At 72.2% G+C, this 16493-nt stretch carries 16 protein-coding genes; 11 read left to right on the top strand and 5 right to left on the bottom strand.

Features of this window, described 5'->3' with window-relative positions; all coding sequences use genetic code 11:
* Window positions 1-11 precede the first annotated feature (11 nt).
* On the top strand, window positions 12-1409 hold the full coding sequence (locus WD341_RS10355; RefSeq protein ID WP_368425373.1) for an aspartate aminotransferase family protein: 1398 nt from the start codon (window positions 12-14) through the stop codon (window positions 1407-1409).
* Complete coding sequence (locus tag WD341_RS10350) at window positions 1406-3616, top strand: N,N-dimethylformamidase beta subunit family domain-containing protein (protein ID WP_368425372.1); 2211 nt, start codon at window positions 1406-1408, stop codon at window positions 3614-3616. Before WD341_RS10355 ends, WD341_RS10350 begins: the two co-directional genes overlap by 4 nt.
* 29 nt (window positions 3617-3645) lie before the next feature.
* On the opposite strand, the gene WD341_RS10345 is transcribed toward WD341_RS10350, so the two are convergent.
* The gene (locus tag WD341_RS10345) at window positions 3646-4560 is read right to left on the bottom strand and encodes a LysR substrate-binding domain-containing protein (protein WP_368425371.1); all 915 of its coding nucleotides are present in this window, start codon (window positions 4558-4560) and stop codon (window positions 3646-3648) included.
* A gap of 145 nt (window positions 4561-4705) precedes the next feature.
* Between WD341_RS10345 and WD341_RS10340 the strand changes: the two genes are divergently transcribed.
* The 9 genes from WD341_RS10340 to WD341_RS10300 all read left to right on the top strand — a co-directional run bounded on the left by WD341_RS10340 (window position 4706) and on the right by WD341_RS10300 (window position 13002).
* Window positions 4706-5752, top strand: a complete 1047-nt coding sequence (locus WD341_RS10340; RefSeq protein ID WP_368425370.1) for an ABC transporter substrate-binding protein — start codon at window positions 4706-4708, stop codon at window positions 5750-5752.
* A 96-nt stretch (window positions 5753-5848) separates the two neighbouring features.
* Window positions 5849-6922 (top strand): ABC transporter ATP-binding protein, encoded by a 1074-nt coding sequence (locus tag WD341_RS10335; protein ID WP_368425369.1) that lies wholly within the window; start codon window positions 5849-5851, stop codon window positions 6920-6922.
* A complete protein-coding gene (locus WD341_RS10330) occupies window positions 6922-7797 on the top strand; it encodes an ABC transporter permease (protein WP_368425368.1) in 876 nt (291 codons plus the stop codon). The genes WD341_RS10335 and WD341_RS10330 overlap by 1 nt, the downstream gene beginning before the upstream one ends.
* A gap of 10 nt (window positions 7798-7807) precedes the next feature.
* Complete coding sequence (locus tag WD341_RS10325) at window positions 7808-8608, top strand: ABC transporter permease (protein ID WP_368425367.1); 801 nt, start codon at window positions 7808-7810, stop codon at window positions 8606-8608.
* The gene (locus WD341_RS10320; protein ID WP_368425366.1) at window positions 8605-9735 is read left to right on the top strand and encodes an NAD(P)/FAD-dependent oxidoreductase; all 1131 of its coding nucleotides are present in this window, start codon (window positions 8605-8607) and stop codon (window positions 9733-9735) included. The genes WD341_RS10325 and WD341_RS10320 overlap by 4 nt, the downstream gene beginning before the upstream one ends.
* The gene (locus tag WD341_RS10315; protein WP_368425365.1) at window positions 9713-10066 is read left to right on the top strand and encodes a (2Fe-2S)-binding protein; all 354 of its coding nucleotides are present in this window, start codon (window positions 9713-9715) and stop codon (window positions 10064-10066) included. Before WD341_RS10320 ends, WD341_RS10315 begins: the two co-directional genes overlap by 23 nt.
* A complete protein-coding gene (locus WD341_RS10310; protein ID WP_368425364.1) occupies window positions 10066-11499 on the top strand; it encodes an FAD-dependent oxidoreductase in 1434 nt (477 codons plus the stop codon). Before WD341_RS10315 ends, WD341_RS10310 begins: the two co-directional genes overlap by 1 nt.
* Before the next feature lie 4 nt (window positions 11500-11503).
* Window positions 11504-12628: an NAD(P)/FAD-dependent oxidoreductase gene (locus tag WD341_RS10305; protein ID WP_368425363.1), complete on the top strand. Its 1125-nt coding sequence runs from the start codon at window positions 11504-11506 to the stop codon at window positions 12626-12628.
* Between the two features lie 29 nt (window positions 12629-12657).
* Window positions 12658-13002: a RidA family protein gene (locus WD341_RS10300; protein ID WP_368425362.1), complete on the top strand. Its 345-nt coding sequence runs from the start codon at window positions 12658-12660 to the stop codon at window positions 13000-13002.
* 73 nt (window positions 13003-13075) lie between these two features.
* Here the strand turns inward: WD341_RS10300 and rnk are convergent, their stop codons facing one another.
* The 4 genes from rnk to WD341_RS10280 form a co-directional block, all read right to left on the bottom strand.
* On the bottom strand, window positions 13076-13510 hold the full coding sequence (gene rnk, locus WD341_RS10295; RefSeq protein WP_368425361.1) for a nucleoside diphosphate kinase regulator: 435 nt from the start codon (window positions 13508-13510) through the stop codon (window positions 13076-13078).
* Window positions 13511-13938: 428 nt separating this feature from the next.
* A complete protein-coding gene (locus WD341_RS10290; protein WP_368425360.1) occupies window positions 13939-14505 on the bottom strand; it encodes a DUF421 domain-containing protein in 567 nt (188 codons plus the stop codon).
* Between the two features lie 93 nt (window positions 14506-14598).
* Window positions 14599-16116, bottom strand: coding sequence for a M81 family metallopeptidase (locus tag WD341_RS10285; RefSeq protein WP_368425359.1), 1518 nt, complete (start codon window positions 16114-16116; stop codon window positions 14599-14601).
* Window positions 16113-16493 (bottom strand): ATP-binding cassette domain-containing protein (locus tag WD341_RS10280; protein WP_368425358.1); only part of this gene is annotated, 381 nt, incomplete at its 5' end. The genes WD341_RS10280 and WD341_RS10285, both read right to left, overlap by 4 nt.

Genomic DNA, 16493 nt, shown 5'->3' with positions numbered 1-16493 from the left:
AGAGTTAGAGCATGACCGCTTCCCCCGACCCGCGGCCGCTGGGCCAGGACGCCCACGGCGGCCCGGTCCAGGCCTTCTTCCTCAAGCCGGGCACGGCCCGACGGCCGCGCATCGTGCGCGGCGAGGGCCTCTACATGTGGGACGACGCCGGCCGTCGTTACATCGACGTCTCCTCCGGGCCCGTTGCCAACAACCTCGGCCATGGCAACCGCCGCGTCCTCGATGCCATGCAGCGCCAGGCGGAGGCCGTGACCTTCGCCTTCCCCTCGCTGTTCGAGACCGAGGCGAACGTCATGCTCTCGGACCTGCTGACCTCGCTGGCCGGCCCGGGCCTGGAGCGCGCCTTCTTCGTCTCGGGCGGCAGCGAGGCCACCGAGAGCGCGATCAAGCTCTGCCGGTCCTACGCCCTCGCCAAGGGCGAGCCGGCACGGGTCAAGATCATCGGCCGCGAGCCCGGCTATCACGGCGCCACCCTGGGCGCGCTGGCGGTGACCGGCGACGAGCACCAGCACGCGATCTACGGCCCGCTGCTGCGCGCGATGCCGAAGGTCCCGGCGCCCTGGACCTACCGCCTGCCCGACAATCACACGCGCGAGAGCTATGCCCGCCACTGCGCCCAGGCGCTCGAAGAGAAGATCCAGTCCGAAGGGCCGGAGACCATCCTGGCCTTCATCATGGAGCCGATCGGCGGCCTCGCGACCGGCGCGCTGGTCGCGGAGGACGTCTACTACCGCCTGGTCCGGGAGATCTGCTCGCGCCACGGCGTGTTGCTGATCTACGACGAGGTCATGAGCGGCGCCGGGCGCAGCGGCACCTTCCTGGCCGCCGATCACTGGCCCGACGCCCGCCCCGACCTGGTGATCCTGGCCAAGGGCATCGCCGCCGGCTACACGCCGATGGGCTGCGTCCTGGCGCCGGCGGAACTGGTCCGCGACGTGGCCGAGGCCGGCGGCTTCATGCACGGCTTCACCTACTACTCGAATCCCCTGTCCTGCGCGATCGGACACGCCGTCCTGAGCGAGCTGGTCGAGCGCGACCTGATGGCCAACGCCGCCGCCCGGGGCACGCAGCTTCTCGAGGCGCTGCAGGGCGTCGCGGAGCGCTCGGCGCTGATCGGCGACATCCGGGGCCGCGGCCTGCTGCTGGCGGTCGAGCTGGTCGGCGACAAGGCGAGCAAGCGCCAGCTGCCGCTGGAGCTCAATGCGCCGACCCGCTTCCAGCAGATCGCCATGGACCAGGGCCTGGCGGTCTACAGCCGCCGCACCAGCAACGGCCAGTACGGCGACTGGTTCATGGTCTCGCCGCCGCTGACCGTCACGGCCGAGCAGATCGAGGAGATCGCGGCGGGCCTCGAGCAGGCACTGGCGACCTACCAGGACGAGCTCGCGGGCGCGGGAGTCCTGTCGTGACCGGCGCCTCGACGAAAGCGCGCCTCCCGATCACCGGCTACCTCGATCGCCTCTCGGCGCGTCCGGGCGAGCGCCTCGCGGTCAAGGTCAGCGCGGAGGAGGCCGGCGACTACGAGGCCTCGGTGCTGCGCATCCGCTGCGCCGACCCCAATCCCGCCGGCCCGGGGCTGCGCTACGAGCCGCAGGACTTCGGCCTGGGCGGCCGCTATCCGGCGCGGCGCCAGGCCATCGACCGGGGCTCCTACGCCTCGATTCCGGCCGACCGGGCCTTCGCGGCGCCCCGCCTGGCGATCGCGGCGCGCGTCCAGCCCTGGCTGCTGCGCAAAGAGCCCTCGACGCTGTTCGCCTGCCGCGACGCCGCCGGCCGCGGCTGGTCGCTCAGCCTGACCGAGACCGGGCTCGATCTCGAGCACGACGGAGGCGGCGGCACGCCCTCGCGCCTCGCCCTGCCCATCCGGATGCGGCGGCGCCACTGGTATCGGGTCTGGGCCGGATTCGACCTGGACAGAGGGCAGCTCCTGGTCGGCTGCCAGCCGCTCGACGGCGAGTCGCCGGTCGAGGCCAGGAGTGCGGCCACGCTGGAGGCGCTCGCCGATGCCGGCGCGCTGACCCTTGCCGCGAGCCTGGATGCGGAGGGACTCTCCTTCGCGCACTTCAACGGCCGGCTCGAGGACGTGGCCCTCTTCGGCGCCCTGCCGGAGCCGGGCGCGGCTCCGCCCGAACCATCGGACAGGCCCGGGCCCGGCCTGATCGCCTGGTGGGACTTCTCGCAGGGCATCGAGAGCCAGGCGATTCTCGACCGCGGGGCGAAAGGCCTGAACGGACGGCTCGTCAACGTGCCGACGCGGGCTGTCTGCGGCTCGCGCTGGAGCGGCCGGGCCATGTCCTGGCGCGAGGCGCCGCGCGACTACGCGGCGATCCACTTCCACGAGGACGACCTCTACGACTGCGGCTGGGACAGCGACTTCGAGATCCTCGTGCCCGAGGGCATGCGCAGTGGCGTCTACGGCCTGCGCCTCAGCCAGGGCGGCCACAGCGACATCCTGCCCTTCTACGTGCTGCCGCCGAAGGGCCGGCCGACGGCCAAGGTCTGCTTCCTGGCGCCGACCTTCACCTACCAGGCCTACGCCAACCACGCCCGCGGCAACTGCGACGCGGCGATGCGCGGCCGGATCGCCGAGTGGGGCGCCACGCCCTACAACCCCGACGACTTCCCGGTCTACGGCCCCTCGACCTACAACTTCCATCCCGACGGCACCGGCACCGCCTTCTCGTCGCGCCTGCGCCCGACCCTGACGGTCCGGCCCGGCTTCCTGACCTTCGTCGACGCACGCGGCTCGGGCCTGCGTCACTTCTCCGCCGACAGCCACCTGACCGACTGGCTGGAAGGGCTCGGCATCGACTACGACGTCGTCACCGACGAGGATCTCGACGAGGAGGGGGCGGCCCTGATCGAGGGCTACGAGGTCGTCTTGACCGGCACGCACCCGGAGTACCACACCAGCGGCACGCTGGACGCCCTGGAAGGCTACTGCAGGCAGGGCGGCAACCTCGTCTATCTCGGGGGCAACGGCTTCTACTGGCGCATCGCCCGCTCGCCCACCCTGCCCGGCACGATCGAGCTGCGCCGGGCCGAGGGCGGCATCCGCGCCTGGGCGGCCGAACCCGGGGAGTCCTATCACGCCCTCGACGGGCAGTACGGCGGCCTGTGGCGCCGCAACGGGCGGCCGCCGCAGCGCCTGGTCGGGATCGGATTCTCGGCGCAGGGCCTCTTCGAAGGCTCCTACTATCGCCGGCTCCCGGACTCCCGGCGCCCGGAGGCGGCCTGGATCTTCGAGGGTGTCGAGGAGGAGGAGCTCGGCGACTACGGGCTCAGCGGCGGCGGCGCCGCCGGCTTCGAGCTGGACCGCGCCGACGTCGAGCTGGGCACGCCGGAGGAGGCGCTGATCCTGGCCCGCAGCGAGGGCCACAGCGGCAGCTTCGTCATGGTGCCCGAGGAGTTCCTCTCGCACCTGGCCACCACCTCCGGCGAGCGCCATGCCGACCTGATCCGTGGCGAGATCGTCTACCTGAAGCACCCGGGCGGCGGACAGGTCCTCTCCGTGGGCTCGATCACCTTCTGCGGCAGCCTCTCGCACGCGAACTATCGCAACGGCGTGTCGCGCCTTCTGGAGAACGTGGTGCGGCGCTTCGGCGGCCTCGACTGAGCGTCGAGGATCCTCGGCGGCTTGCCCGGTCACGTCAGCGGGCGCGCCGCCGCGGATTCCAGCGTCGCGCCGATCAGCCCAATGACCGTCGTGGCGAGCCGCGACGGGGTTTCGGCGGAGGACTGGACCAGCCAGATCGTCATCTCGATGCGCGGCGCGAAGCGCCGGAACACCAGGCGCGGGTCGTGCTGCCCCAGGCGGATCAGGGAGGGGACGATCGCCGCGCCGCCACCGCCGTTGGCCACGAAGGCACAGGCCGTCTCGGCGATCTGCACCTCGATGCGGGTCTTGGGCTGGACGCCCTCGCGGTGGAATACCTCGTCGACGATCGGGCGCGAGCGGTCGTCGCTGCCGAGCGAGATCAGCGGCAGGCCCTGCAGGTCCCGCGCCGTCACCAGTTCCTGCTTCGCGAGCGGATTGTCCGCGCGCAGGGCGCAGACCATCTCCATGCGGAAGAACTCCCGGCAGTCGAGCGTCGGCAGGGCCGTCGGCAGTAGCGACAGGCCGTAGTCGGCGCGGTGCGTCTGGACCATGTCCGGCACCGAGTTCGAGGTCCGGGTGAACAGCGAGAAGTGGACGTCCGGCCGCTCGGCCAGGAAGGGGCTGACGGCGGCCGGGATCAGGTGGCTGGAGATCGCCGCAAAGGCGGCGACCGAGACCTCGCCGCGCCGCAGGTCGCCGATCGCGCGCACCGTGTGGAAGACCCGCTCGGCCCCGGAGAACAGGCGCTGGGTCTCGACGAAGACCTGGCGCGCCTCGCGGGTCGGCACCAGCCGGCCGCCCTGGCGATGGAACAGGGCAAAGCCGCAGCGCGCCTCGAAGGCCTTGATCAGCTTGCTGACCGCCGGCTGCGAGACAAAGAGGGCCTCGCCCGCGCGGGTCACGGAGCCCAGCTCCATGACCGCGTTGAAGGCCTCGATCTGGCGGATTCCCGGGCGGGACAAGGGTGCGCCGGCTCCTCGGCAAGAGCGTCAAAGCGACGCGATCATGAGTTCTGGTTATCGACTCTGCATCAAATGCGATTTGACTGGAATGGGGATTGCGCCTGGACTGATCCGACAACGACAAGAATGCAAAGGAGAACAGGAAGTGCGCATCCCCCTCAAGGCAGGCCTCGCGGCCGCCGCGCTGCTCGGCGCGACGACCGTCCTCGCCCAGCCGGGCCTGGCCCAGAACACCCTCACCGTCGGTGGCTACGGCGGCTCCTTCGAGACCCTGATGAAGGAGCACATCATCCCGCCCTTCGAGCAGGCCAACGACGTCACGGTCCAGTTCGTGCCCGGCAACTCTACCGAGAACCTGGCCCGCCTGCAGGCGCAGCGCGACAACCAGGAGATCGACGTGGTCATCCTCGACGACGGGCCGATGTACCAGGCCGTCGCCCTCGGCTTCTGCGACACCCTCACCGACATCCCGAGCCTGCCGGACATTTACGACATCGCCCGCATGGGCACCGACAAGGCGATCGGCGTCGGCTTCGTCGCCACCGGCTTCGCCTACAACGCCGAGATGTTCGAGAAGGAGGGCTGGGACCCGCCCAGCTCCTGGATGGACTTGGCCGATCCCAAGTTCGAGCAGTTGACCTCGGTGCCGCCGATCTCCAACACCTACGGCCTGCACACCCTGGTGATGATGGCCCGGCTGCACGGCGGCGGCGAGAACGACATCGAGCCGGGCTTCGAGGCGATGGTCGAGAAGGTCGCCCCCAACGTCCTGGTCTTCGAGCCCTCCTCGGGCAAGATGTCCGAGCTGTTCCAGGCCCAGGAGATCGCCCTGTCGATCTGGGGCAGCGGCCGCGTCAAGGCGCTCGCCGACACCGGCTTCCCCGCCGAGTTCGCCTATCCCAAGGAGGGCGCCATCGCCCTCATGGTCGCCGCCTGCCCGGTCGTCGACAGCGACGTCCCGGCCGCGGCCCAGGCCTTCGTCGACTACCTGCTCCAGCCCGAGGTCCAGGTGCGGCTCGCCGAGACCAACGGCTTCGGTCCGACCAACAAGAACACCGTGCTGCCGGAAGAGCTGCAGACCCTGCCCTACGGCCCGGACAAGATCAGCCAGCTCGTCGCCGTCGACTGGAACGCGATCAATCCGAAGCGCGAGGAGTGGACCCAGCGCTGGGCCCGCGAGGTCGAGCGCTAGGCACCTCGCCCCCGGGCGCGCGCCGGCGCCACCTCCCTGTCGGCGCGCGCCCGCTTTTCCTTTCCTTCCCGCCTCATTCCTGGAAAAGACGGCGCCATGGCCTTCCTGGAGCTCAAGGGCCTGACCAAGCGCTTCGGCGAGGTCACGGCGGTCGAGGACTTCGACCTTTCGGTCGAGCGGGGGGAATTCGTCTCCCTGCTCGGACCTTCGGGCTGCGGCAAGACCACGACCCTGCAGATGATCGCGGGCTTCGAGCAGCCGACGGCGGGCTCTATCGTCCTGGAAGGCCGCGACCTGGTCGGCGTCAAGGCGCGCGACCGCGGCATCGGCATCGTCTTCCAGAGCTACGCCCTCTTCCCCCACATGACCGTGGCCGAGAACGTCGCCTTCGGGCTGGAGATGCGCAAGGTCGCGCCGGCCGAGCGCCGCCGCCGGGTCGAGGAGGTCCTCGCCCTGGTGCACCTGGAGCCGCAGCGCGACCGCTACCCACGCGCCATGTCCGGCGGCCAGCGCCAGCGCGTCGCCCTGGCCCGCGCCCTGGTCATCGAGCCCGAGATCCTGCTGCTCGACGAGCCGCTGTCGAACCTGGACGCCAAGCTGCGCGAGGAGATGCAGCTCGAGCTGCGCGGCATCCAGCAGCGCATGGGCGTGACCACGGTCCTGGTGACCCACGACCAGACCGAGGCCATGGCTCTGAGCGACCGCATCGCGGTCATGCAGCACGGCCGCCTGGTCCAGGTCGCCGGCCCGCTCGAGGCCTACGAGCACCCGCGCAGCGATTTCGTGTCCTCCTTCCTGGGCAAGACCAACCGCCTGGAAGGCCGGATCGTCGAGAGCGGCCCCGAGCGCTGCCGGGTCGCGGTCGGCGAGCTGCTCCTGGGCGCGCCCCCGCCGCCCGGCGCGGCGGCGCCCGGCGACGGCCGGGTCATCGTCTCCGTGCGCCCCGAGAAGATCGAGTTCCGGCCGGCCGGCGACGGCCTCCTGGACGGCAGCGTTGCGGCACGCATCTTCCTCGGCGACCACTGGCTCTACCAGGTCGAGACGCCGCTCGGCCTGCTCCTGGTGATCCGCCAGAACAGCGGGCCGGCGGAGGTAGACAGCGGCGGCCGCGTCGGCCTCGCCTGGGACGCCGCGCAGGTCCGACTGCTGCCCTTCGAGGAGGTCGCCTGATGGCGGCCGTCGGCGACCCGACCCGGCCGAAGGCGGCGCCCTGGCTGCTCAGCGGCCCGGCGCTGGTGCTCTTCGTGGCGCTGCTGCTGGTGCCGCTGCTGATGACCTTCGTGCTGTCGTTCAATTCCTTCGGCTTCTACACCGGCATCGAGCCGACCTTCGGCCTGCACAACTACCTCGACGTGCTCGGCGACGAGTACTTTCACGAGATCTTCGCGCGGACCTTCGGGATCGCGCTGGTGACGACGCTGCTGTGCGCCGCGATCGGCACGCCGGAGGCCTATTTCCTCTACCGCATGCGCGGGCGCTGGCGGTCGGCGGTGCTGCTGGTCGTGCTGGGGCCGCTGCTGATCTCGGTTGTCGTGCGGACGCTCGGCTGGGCGATCCTGCTCGGCAACCGCGGCGTCATCAACACGGCGCTCATCGATCTCGAGCTGATCACCCGGCCGATCAAGATGATGTACACGACCGGCGGCATCGTCATCGCGCTGGTCCACGTCATGGTGCCCTTCATGGTCATCGCGGTCTGGGCGGCGCTGCACCGCCAGGACCCGGCGACCGAGCAGGCCGCCGAGTCCCTGGGGGCCGGGCCGATCACCATCTTCTTCCGGGTCGTGCTGCCCCAGGCCATGCCGGGGGTGCTGTCCGGCTCGCTGATCGTCTTCTCGCTCTCGGCCAGCGCCTTCGCGACGCCGGCGATCCTGGGCGGGCGCCGCGTCAAGGTCGTCTCGACGACGGTCTACGACGAGTTCCTGAGCACCCTCAACTGGCCGCTCGGCGCCGCCATCGCGATGCTGCTGCTGGTCGCCGTGCTGCTGGTCATGGCCTCTTACAACCGCCTGGTCGAGCGGCGCTTCGCCCAGGTCTTCGGGTAGGGGTCGAGCAATGACACGCAACGGTCCCTTCGCCCTGCTGTTCAGCACGCTCTTCGTGATCTTCATGGTCGCGCCGCTGGTCGTCGTGGTCGGCGTTTCCCTGACTCCCGAGGGCTTCCTGGAGTTTCCGCCGAGCGGCCTGTCGCTGCGCTGGTTCCAGGCGATCCTGGACAACCCCGACTTCATCGACGCCGCCTGGATCAGCCTCTATCTCGGTTTCGCCTCGGCGACCCTGGCGACCGTCCTGGCGGTGCCGGCGGCCCTGGCCATCGGCCGCCGCCGCTTCGGCGGCCGCGACTTCCTGCTGGCGCTCTTCATGTCGCCCCTGACCGTGCCGACCATCGTCCTGGGCATCGCCTTCCTGCGCTTCCTGACCGCCGTCGGCCTTTCCGGCACCTTCCTCGGCCTGACGCTGTGCCACGCAGTCATCATCACGCCCTTCATCCTGCGCCTGGTCCTGGCCTCGGTGACCGGCCTCGACCGCACCATCGAGCGGGCGGCCGAATCGCTGGGCGCGTCGAGCCTGACCGTGTTCCGCCGGGTCACCCTGCCGATGATCATGCCCGGCGTGGTCGGCGGCTGGGTGCTCGCCTTCATCACCTCCTTCGACGAGCTGACGGTCACCGTCTTCATCGTCAATCCCAGCACCACGACCCTGCCGGTGCGCCTCTTCGCCCATATCACCCAGACCACCGACCCCCTGGTCGCCTCGATCTCGACGGTCGTGATCCTCTTCACCGTCGCCCTGATGTTCCTGATCGAGCGGCTCTACGGTCTCGACCGCCTGCTGGTCGGCGAGAGCGGGCGATGAGCGGCGGGATCGTCTCGAAGGACGTCGTCGTCGTCGGCGGCGGCCTGGTCGGCGCCGCCGTCGCCTACGGGCTGGTGCGCCAGGGCCTGTCCGTCGTCATGCTCGACGAGGGCGACGTCGCCTACCGCGCGTCGCGCGGCAACTTCGGCCTGGTCTGGGTGCAGTCGAAGGGCGACGGCCTGTTCGACTACGCGCGCTGGACGCGCAGCTCCGCCGACCTCTGGCCGGGCTTCGCGGAGGAGCTCCGCGGCGCGGTCGGCCTCGACGTCGGCTACCGCAAGCCGGGCGGCCTCCACCTCTGCCACAGCGAAGCCGAGCTGGAGGAAGTCGACCTGCGCCTGAAGCGCCTGCACAACCAGGCCGGCCCCGAGGGCTACCAGGCGCGCCTGCTCGACCGCGGCGAGCTCGACGCCCTGGTCCCCGGCCTCGGGCCCGAGGTCGTCGGCGGCGCCTACTCGCCGCACGACGGCCACGTCAGCCCGCTCTACCTGCTGCGCGCGCTCCACGAGGCCTTCCTGGCGCGCGGCGGCCGCTACGCAGGCGAGAGCCGGGCCCGCAGCGTCGCGTCCGACGGCGCCGGCTTCCTGGTCGAGACCGACGCCGGACGGTTCCGCGGCGAGCGGCTGGTGCTGGGCGCGGGCCTCGGCAACCGGCCGCTCGGCGCCCTGGTCGGGCTCGAGGTGCCGGTCAGCCCGCTCAAGGGCCAGATCCTGGTGACCGAGCGCGCCGACCGCTTCCTCGAGCTGCCGACCATCTACGTGCGCCAGACCGAGGAGGGCACGGTCATGCTCGGCGACAGCCACGAGGACGTCGGCTACGACACCTTCTCGAAGCCCTCGGTCATGAGCGAGATCGCGCAGCGGGCGCTGCGGTCCTTCCCGGTGCTGCGCCAGCTCAAGGTGGTGCGCGCCTGGGGCGCCCTGCGCGTCATGACGCCGGACGGCTTTCCGATCTACGAGGAATCGGAAAGCCACCCCGGCGCCTACGCGGTCAACTGCCACTCGGGCGTGACCCTGGCCGCCGCCCACGCCCTGCGGCTGGCGCCGCTGATCGGCGACGGCGGCTTCGCCCGCACGCTCGCCGCCTTTTCCTCCAGGAGGTTCGATGCTGACGCGTCTCGAGGATGAGTCCGAGGGAGCGGAGACCGGTCGGCAGGCGCCGGCCCAGGTCATCCGCTTCACCTTCGACGGCCGGCCGCTGACCGGCCGGCACGGCGACAGCCTGGCCGCGGCGCTGCTCGCCAGCGGCGTCCTGCGCTTCCGCGTGAGCCCCGTCTCCGGCGCGCCGCGCGGTCCCTTCTGCCTGATGGGCGTCTGCTTCGAGTGCCTGGTCGAGATCGACGGCGTCGGCAACCTCCAGGCCTGCATGGTCCCGCTCGAGGAGGGCATGGCGGTGCGCACGCAGGGCGGCGGCGTCCGGGTCGTCGCCGGGGCCGCCGGCACGAGCGAGGCCTCCTGATGCGCTGCGACCTCGCCGTCATCGGCGCCGGCCCGGCCGGCCTCGCCGCCGCGACCCGGGCCGCCGAGGCCGGCCTGGCGGTCGAGCTGTTCGACGAGCAGCCGGCGCCGGGCGGGCAGATCTACCGCGCCGTCGAGAGCGTGCCGGCCGCGCGCCGCGCCTTGCTCGGCCCGGACTACGCCGCCGGCGCCGAGCTCGCCGCCGCCTTCCGCGCCTCGGGCGCCGGCTACCGGCCGGGCGCCCTGGTGTGGAACGTCGATTCCACGCTCGACATCGACTTCAGCCAGGGCGGCCGCTCGCGCCAGTGCCGCGCCCGCGCCCTGGTCGTGGCGACCGGCGCGCTCGAGCGCCCGACGCCCCTGCCCGGCTGGACGCTGCCCGGCGTGACCACGGCGGGGGCCCTGCAGATCCTGCTCAAGGCGCACGGCTGCGTGCCCTCCGAGGGCGCGATCCTGGCCGGCAGCGGGCCGCTGCTGCTGCTGCTCGCCGACCAGTTGACGCGCGCCGGCGCGCCGCCGAGGGCCGTCGTCGAGACGGTGCCGCGCGGCCGCCTGCTCGAGGCCGCGCGGCACCTGCCCGCGGCCCTCGGCGCGCCCGGCTACCTCGCCAAGGGCCTCAGGATGATCCGCGCCCTCAGGCGCGCCGGCGTCCCCCTCCACCGCCACGCCACCGATCTCGTGATCGAGGGGAGGGAGCAGGCGGAAGCTCTCAGCTTCACGGCCGGCGGACGGCGCCACCGCATCGAGAGCGGCCTGGTCGCGCTGCACCAGGGCGTCGTGCCGAACCAACAGGTCACCCGGCTGCTGCGCTGTGCGCACCGCTGGAGCGATAGCCAGCGCTGCTTCCTGCCGGTCCTCGACCCCTGGTTCGAGAGCAGCGTCGAGAAGGTCTTCGTCGCCGGCGACGGCGCCGGCATCGGCGGCGCGGCCTCGGCGGCCCTGCGCGGCCGGCTCGCCGCCCTCGGCGTCCTGCGCCGATTCGGCGCCCTCGACGGGGCGGCGCTCGAGCAGGAGGCCGGCGGGCTGCGCCGGCGGCTGGTCCGGGACGGCGCCGTGCGACCGCTGCTCGAGGCGCTCTACGCGCCCTCGGCGCAGGTCCTGGCGCCGGCCGACGAGACGCTGGTCTGCCGCTGCGAGGAGGTCACCGCCGGGCAGATTCGCCAGGCGGTCAGGCTCGGCTGTCCCGGACCGAACCAGGCCAAGTCCTTCCTGCGCTGCGGCATGGGCCCCTGCCAGGGCCGGATGTGCGGCCTCGCGGTCACCGAGATCATCGCCGCCGAGCGCGGCGAGGTCCCGCAGACCGTCGACTACTACCGCATCCGGCCGCCGCTCAAGCCGCTGCCGCTGATCGAGCTGGCGAGCTTCGAGGCGGCGGAGGACCAGCCGGGCGACGCGCCGCCCGACGCGCCGCCCGACGACCGGGACGCGGCCTGACGCGATGGGCCCGCTGGCGCGCGCCGACGTCGTGGTGGTCGGGGGCGGCATCCACGGCTGCTCGGCGGCACTGCACTGCGCCCTGCGCGGCCTGTCCGTCGCGGTGGTCGAGAAGAACACCGTGGCGCGCCACGCGTCGGGCGTGAACGCCGGCGGTGTGCGCCGGCTCGGGCGCCACCCCGCCGAGATCCCGATCTCCGACTTCTCGATGAAGCTCTGGCGCCGCATCGAGGCGCTGGTCGACGACGACTGCGGCTTCCAGTCGGCCGCGCAGGTCAAGGTCGCGGAGAGCGAGGCCGAGCTGGAGACGCTGGCCGAGCGCGCGGCCCTGGTGCGCGGCCTCGGCTTCGGCCACGAGGAGCTGCTCGACCGCCGGCAGCTGCGCGACCTGCTGCCGGCGGTGGCCGACCACTGCGTCGGCGGCCTCGCCTCGCTCGACGACGGCTTCGCCGTGCCCTACCGCGCGACCTTCGCCTTCCAGCGCAAGGCGCAGACGCTCGGCGTGCGCTTCTTCGAGGAGACCCGGGTCCGTTCCCTGGCGCGCGACGGCCGGACCTGGCGCCTCGAGACCGACCGCGGCACGCTGGAGGCCGAGGCCGTGGTCAACTGCGCCGGCGCCTGGGGCAACCTGGTGGCTGAGAGCCTGGGCGAGCCGGCGCCGGTCGAGGCGATCGCGCCCATGATGCTGGTCACCGCGCCGCTGCCGGCCTTCTGCAAGGCCGTGGTCGGCGCGACCGGCCGCCCCCTGTCGTTCAAGCAGATGCCGAACGGCACGGTGGTCATCGGCGGCGGCCGGCGCGGCGTCGCCGACCCCGAGACCGACCGCAGCGACCTGCGCTTCGCCGAGCTGCGCCTGACCGCCCGGACAGCGGCGGAGGTCTTCCCGATCATGGCCGGCGCCTCGATCGTGCGCGGCTGGGCCGGCATCGAGGGGCGCATGCCCGACGACATACCGGTGATCGGCCCCTCGACTCGGGCCGAGCGGGTATTCCACGCCTTCGGCTTCTCGGCCCACGGCTTCCAGCTCGGCCCGGGCGTCGGCTCGATCATGGCCGAGCTGGTCGCGACCGGCGTCACCCAGGCGCCGATCGCTCCCTTCTCGATCGGCCGCTTCAAGGCGACCGAGTGAGTTCCTTCCCAAGCAAGCAGGAGACCCTCATGGCCAAGCGCCACATGCAGACCTCGATCTTCCACCGCGTCGTCGAGCACAATGGCGTGCTCCACTTCTCCGGCGTCGTCGCCGACGACTTCTCGCTGCCGATGAAGGGCCAGACCGAGCAGATCTGCGCCAAGCTCGACAAGCTCCTGACCGAGGTCGGCAGCTCCAGGGAGAAGCTCCTCACGGCCACCCTCTTCGTCACCGACATGGCCCAGAAGCCCGGCATGAACGAGGCCTGGACCAGCTGGATCCCGGCCGACGCCCTGCCGACGCGCGCCACGCTCGGTGTCGCCGACCTGGGCGAAGGCGTGCTGATCGAGGTCGTCATCACCGCCTACAAGTAGGCGCCGCGGCCCAGGCGGACGACTTCATCCGGAGGGGTGAAGCCGTCCGCCAGCCAGAGTCGCCGGCCACGCCTCAAGCCGGCGGCGACTCACCGGAGGCGCGGCGGACTGCCGTGATGGTCAGGCGGCGGGTCTCGCCGTTGCGGGTCAGCCAGGTGATCGAGGCGCCCTCGGCGAGGCCGATCAGGGCGGCGCCGATCGGCGTCAGGATCGAGGCTCGCCGCTCGGCAATATCCGCCTCCGGCGGCATCACCAGGGTGACGGTCTGAACCCGGCCGGTGGCCTCGTCGCGGAAGGTGACCAGGGAGCCGATGTTGACGACCGTCTCCGGCACCTCCGCCGAAGGCCGCACCTCGGCGCGGTCGATCTCGTTCAGCAGGCGGTCGGCAACCTCGGGCGTGCGCTGGCTCGCCGCCGAGGCAAGGCCCTGGAGCCGCTCCACGTAGGCGGCGTCGAGAACCACGGGGGGCTCCCTCTGGAAGTCGGTCGCTAGGTCGTTCAGGGGCATCGTCGTCTCCTGGGTCCAACTGCTGCGGAACTGCAAAATGGAGCGCACCTCGCCGAAGGCGCTTCTCGGGGAAGCCCGGCTGGGCGCTGGAATGTCGCGGTTGTGGTGCGGGGGTAGCGCGAGCGCTGCTGCGCTGCCTCGCCGTGCATCACTACGGCTGCCCGGTGATAGCCCCGGGCACGGGAGGCGCGAAGACTCCTAGTGCACCCGGGGCTGGAAGCCTGCGAACAGGAATCCAGCCAGGATCAGGTAGCGGCAGGGTTTCGCGTTGCGAGCCATGGCGTGAGACTGCGCCCCGCCAGCGACCACCGTCAAGGAGATGGGAAGGACGGCGGCCCCGCAGTTCCGGGCGAGGGAATCTCTGAGGACCGCCGGCGGCTCACTTAATACAACAAAATCAATATTGTGTGATGGTTAATCAATCAAAGTTATGAAGCCTGCTCGGACCGTTCCGCCGCCTGCGCCGCGCCGCGCACGGTGCGCAGCGAGCCGAGCTCGCCGCCGCCGGAGCCGCCGACCACGCTGCCGAGCACGCTGCCGACCACGCTGAAGGAGCCGTCGGTCTCCAGCACCACGGCGGCGACCGCCGAGAGCTCGGCGAAGCCCTGGGCGCGTACGGCGGCCAGGATCTCCTCGTGGGTCACCCGCTCCCGGCGCAGCGTCGCCTCGAGGTAGCGGCCCCTGAAGAACAGCAGGCTCGGCTCGGCCTTGATCAAGCCCTGGAAGCGCTCCGAGCGCACCGACAGCCAGGCCACGGCGTACTGCAGGCCGCAGAGCAGAGCGAAGGCGAGCAGGCCCTCCGACAGCGAGACGTCGCCGCTCAGCAGCACGGTCGCCAGGGTCGAGCCGAGCGCCACTGTCACGATCAGGTCGAAGGCGTTCATCTTCGACAGCGTCCGCTTGCCGGTCGCGCGCAGCAGCAGGATCAGGCCGAGATAGGCGCAGGCGCCGACGACCATGATGCGGAGCAGGTCGTACCAGCTGTCGAAGAACATCGGGGGCCTCGCGCTGTCGGGACGGAGATCGGCGGCTGTCGCTGCCTTCTCAACGTCCCCCTTCCCGGATGGGTCCCTGCGCCGACGCCCTCGTCAGGAGAAGAGCGAGACCGCCAGGGGCAGCGGGTCGACGGCATCGATGGGATGGAGCGGCCGCGCCTTCGCGAACGGCAGCTCGCGAGGCGCGAAGCGGCTGAGGCCGGGGGAGTCCACCGTCACCGGCGTCGCCAGGCCGGCGAAGCTGAGCTTGTAGTGGTTGGCCGACTTGGCGACCAGAAGGTCGAGGTCCTTCAGCAGGATGCCGTGGCTCTCGTAGGCCTCGGGGTCCTGAACCAGGCCGGCGCGGCTGGTCAGCAGCACCCGCACCTGGCCGACCGCCAGCACGGCGGTGTCGCCGAGCTCGACCGGCACGCCGGCCATGTAGGGTCCGCGGTTGACGAAGCGCCCCGGCCCCAGCCGCTCGACCCGGCCCTCGACCGCCAGCGGCGCGAAGCCGGGGGTGATCCGGCCGCCGACCTCGAGGCCGAGGGTCGCGCCCTCCCCGGCGGCCGTGCAGCGCGCCACGGCCTCGGGATCGACGATCGGCAGGGCCGCGCGCAGGTCGGGCGCACAGTCGAGCAGCGCGCGCAGCAGGGCCGGCGAGTCGCCGGGCGCGCCGGCCAGCACGCGGTCGCCCTGGTCGCCGAGCACGAAGGGCCGGCGGTCGCGCTCGGTACGCACCCGCGCCAGCGTCTCCTCGACCGACGGCAGGCGCTCGACGAAGAGGTCGCGCGCCGCCCACAGCCGTTCGGCGAGGTCGCGCGCCACAGCCTCGGCCGTCCGGGCGTCGCCGTCGGCCGTGACCAGCACCGCCTGGCCGGCGCCGGGCGCATCGACGAAGGGATTGACGTTGCAGATCGAGACGTCGCGCAGGGCCGGCCGACGTTCGCCGGAGCGCCGCGCCAGGGCGTGCAGGTCGTGCAGCGGCCCGCGGCCGGTCTCGTCGTTGCCGCGGGTCAGGAAGGGCAGCTTGACCAGGGCGCGCACCGGCGCCAGCCGGCCGGCCAGCCGGTCGAGCAGCAGGCTCATGGTCCGCGCCCCGGTCTCGGCCATGTCGGCGTGCGGGTTGGTCTTGTAGGCGACGAGCAGGTCGGCGGCCGCGACCATCGCCGGCGTCAGGTCGGCGTGCAGGTCGAGCGCCGCCGCGATCGGCACCGCCGGCCCCAGGGCCGCGCGCAGGGCCGCCAGCAGGTCGCCCTCCGGATCGTCGCGCGCCGTGGTCAGCAGCGCGCCGTGCAGCTCCAGGCAGACCGCGTCGGGCCGCTCGCGCCGGGCGGCCTCGAGGAAGGCTTCCAGGAAGCCGGCGAAGAGCGGCTCCTCGACCGGCCCGCCCGGCCGCGCGCGGGCGGCCAGCACCGGCAGCCAGGCGACCCCGGCCGCCTCGCCGGCGCGCAGCAGGCCGCCCAGGGCCGAGCCGGCCTCGCGGTTGGCCGCGACCAGCCGGTCGCCGAGCTCGACCGTGAAGTCGGCGAGGCCGGTCGGCTGCGGGTTGAAGGAGTGGGATTCCTGCCAGAGCTGGCCGACCAGGATGCGCGGCCCGCCGGCCGGCCGCTCCGGCACGGCCGCGGTCATGCCGGCGTCGCGGCGTCCCGGCGCGCGACCTCGGGGATCGACCAGTCGCGGCCCGGCACGGCGCTGAGCAGGGCCTTGGTGTACTCGTGCTGGGGATCGTTGAAGACCCGGTGGGTCGGCCCGTACTCGACGATCTCGCCGAGCCGCATCACCGCCATGCGGTCGCAGATCTGGGCGGCGACGCGCAGGTCGTGGGTGATGAACAGCATGGCCAGGTTCAGACGCTGCTTGATGTCGTCGAGCAGGTCCAGGACCTGGGCCTGGACCGAGACGTCGAGCGCCGAGACCGGCTCGTCGGCGACCAGCAGCTCGGGATCGAGCGCGAGCGCGCGGGCGATGCCGATGCGCTGGCGCTGGCCGCCGGAGAACTCGTGGGG

Source organism: Tistlia sp., from assembly GCF_040905785.1.
In the GTDB taxonomy this organism is placed as follows: domain Bacteria; phylum Pseudomonadota; class Alphaproteobacteria; order Kiloniellales; family DSM-21159; genus Tistlia.
The sequence above is the reverse complement of the archived record's forward strand: the minus strand, read 5'-3'. Positions and strand labels throughout refer to the sequence as shown.

Excerpts from the sequence above, each read along its gene's own strand:
- rnk (WP_368425361.1), bottom strand. The coding sequence starts at position 13,510 with ATGCCCCTGAACGACCTAGCGACCGACTTCCAGAGGGAGCCCCCCGTG.
- WD341_RS10325 (WP_368425367.1), top strand. The coding sequence starts at position 7,808 with ATGACACGCAACGGTCCCTTCGCCCTGCTGTTCAGCACGCTCTTCGTG.
- WD341_RS10335 (WP_368425369.1), top strand. The coding sequence starts at position 5,849 with ATGGCCTTCCTGGAGCTCAAGGGCCTGACCAAGCGCTTCGGCGAGGTC.
- WD341_RS10330 (WP_368425368.1), top strand. The coding sequence starts at position 6,922 with ATGGCGGCCGTCGGCGACCCGACCCGGCCGAAGGCGGCGCCCTGGCTG.
- WD341_RS10315 (WP_368425365.1), top strand. The coding sequence starts at position 9,713 with ATGCTGACGCGTCTCGAGGATGAGTCCGAGGGAGCGGAGACCGGTCGG.
- WD341_RS10320 (WP_368425366.1), top strand. The coding sequence starts at position 8,605 with ATGAGCGGCGGGATCGTCTCGAAGGACGTCGTCGTCGTCGGCGGCGGC.
- WD341_RS10310 (WP_368425364.1), top strand. The coding sequence starts at position 10,066 with ATGCGCTGCGACCTCGCCGTCATCGGCGCCGGCCCGGCCGGCCTCGCC.
- WD341_RS10290 (WP_368425360.1), bottom strand. The coding sequence starts at position 14,505 with ATGTTCTTCGACAGCTGGTACGACCTGCTCCGCATCATGGTCGTCGGC.
- WD341_RS10305 (WP_368425363.1), top strand. The coding sequence starts at position 11,504 with ATGGGCCCGCTGGCGCGCGCCGACGTCGTGGTGGTCGGGGGCGGCATC.
- WD341_RS10300 (WP_368425362.1), top strand. The coding sequence starts at position 12,658 with ATGGCCAAGCGCCACATGCAGACCTCGATCTTCCACCGCGTCGTCGAG.
- WD341_RS10355 (WP_368425373.1), top strand. The coding sequence starts at position 12 with ATGACCGCTTCCCCCGACCCGCGGCCGCTGGGCCAGGACGCCCACGGC.
- WD341_RS10285 (WP_368425359.1), bottom strand. The coding sequence starts at position 16,116 with ATGACCGCGGCCGTGCCGGAGCGGCCGGCCGGCGGGCCGCGCATCCTG.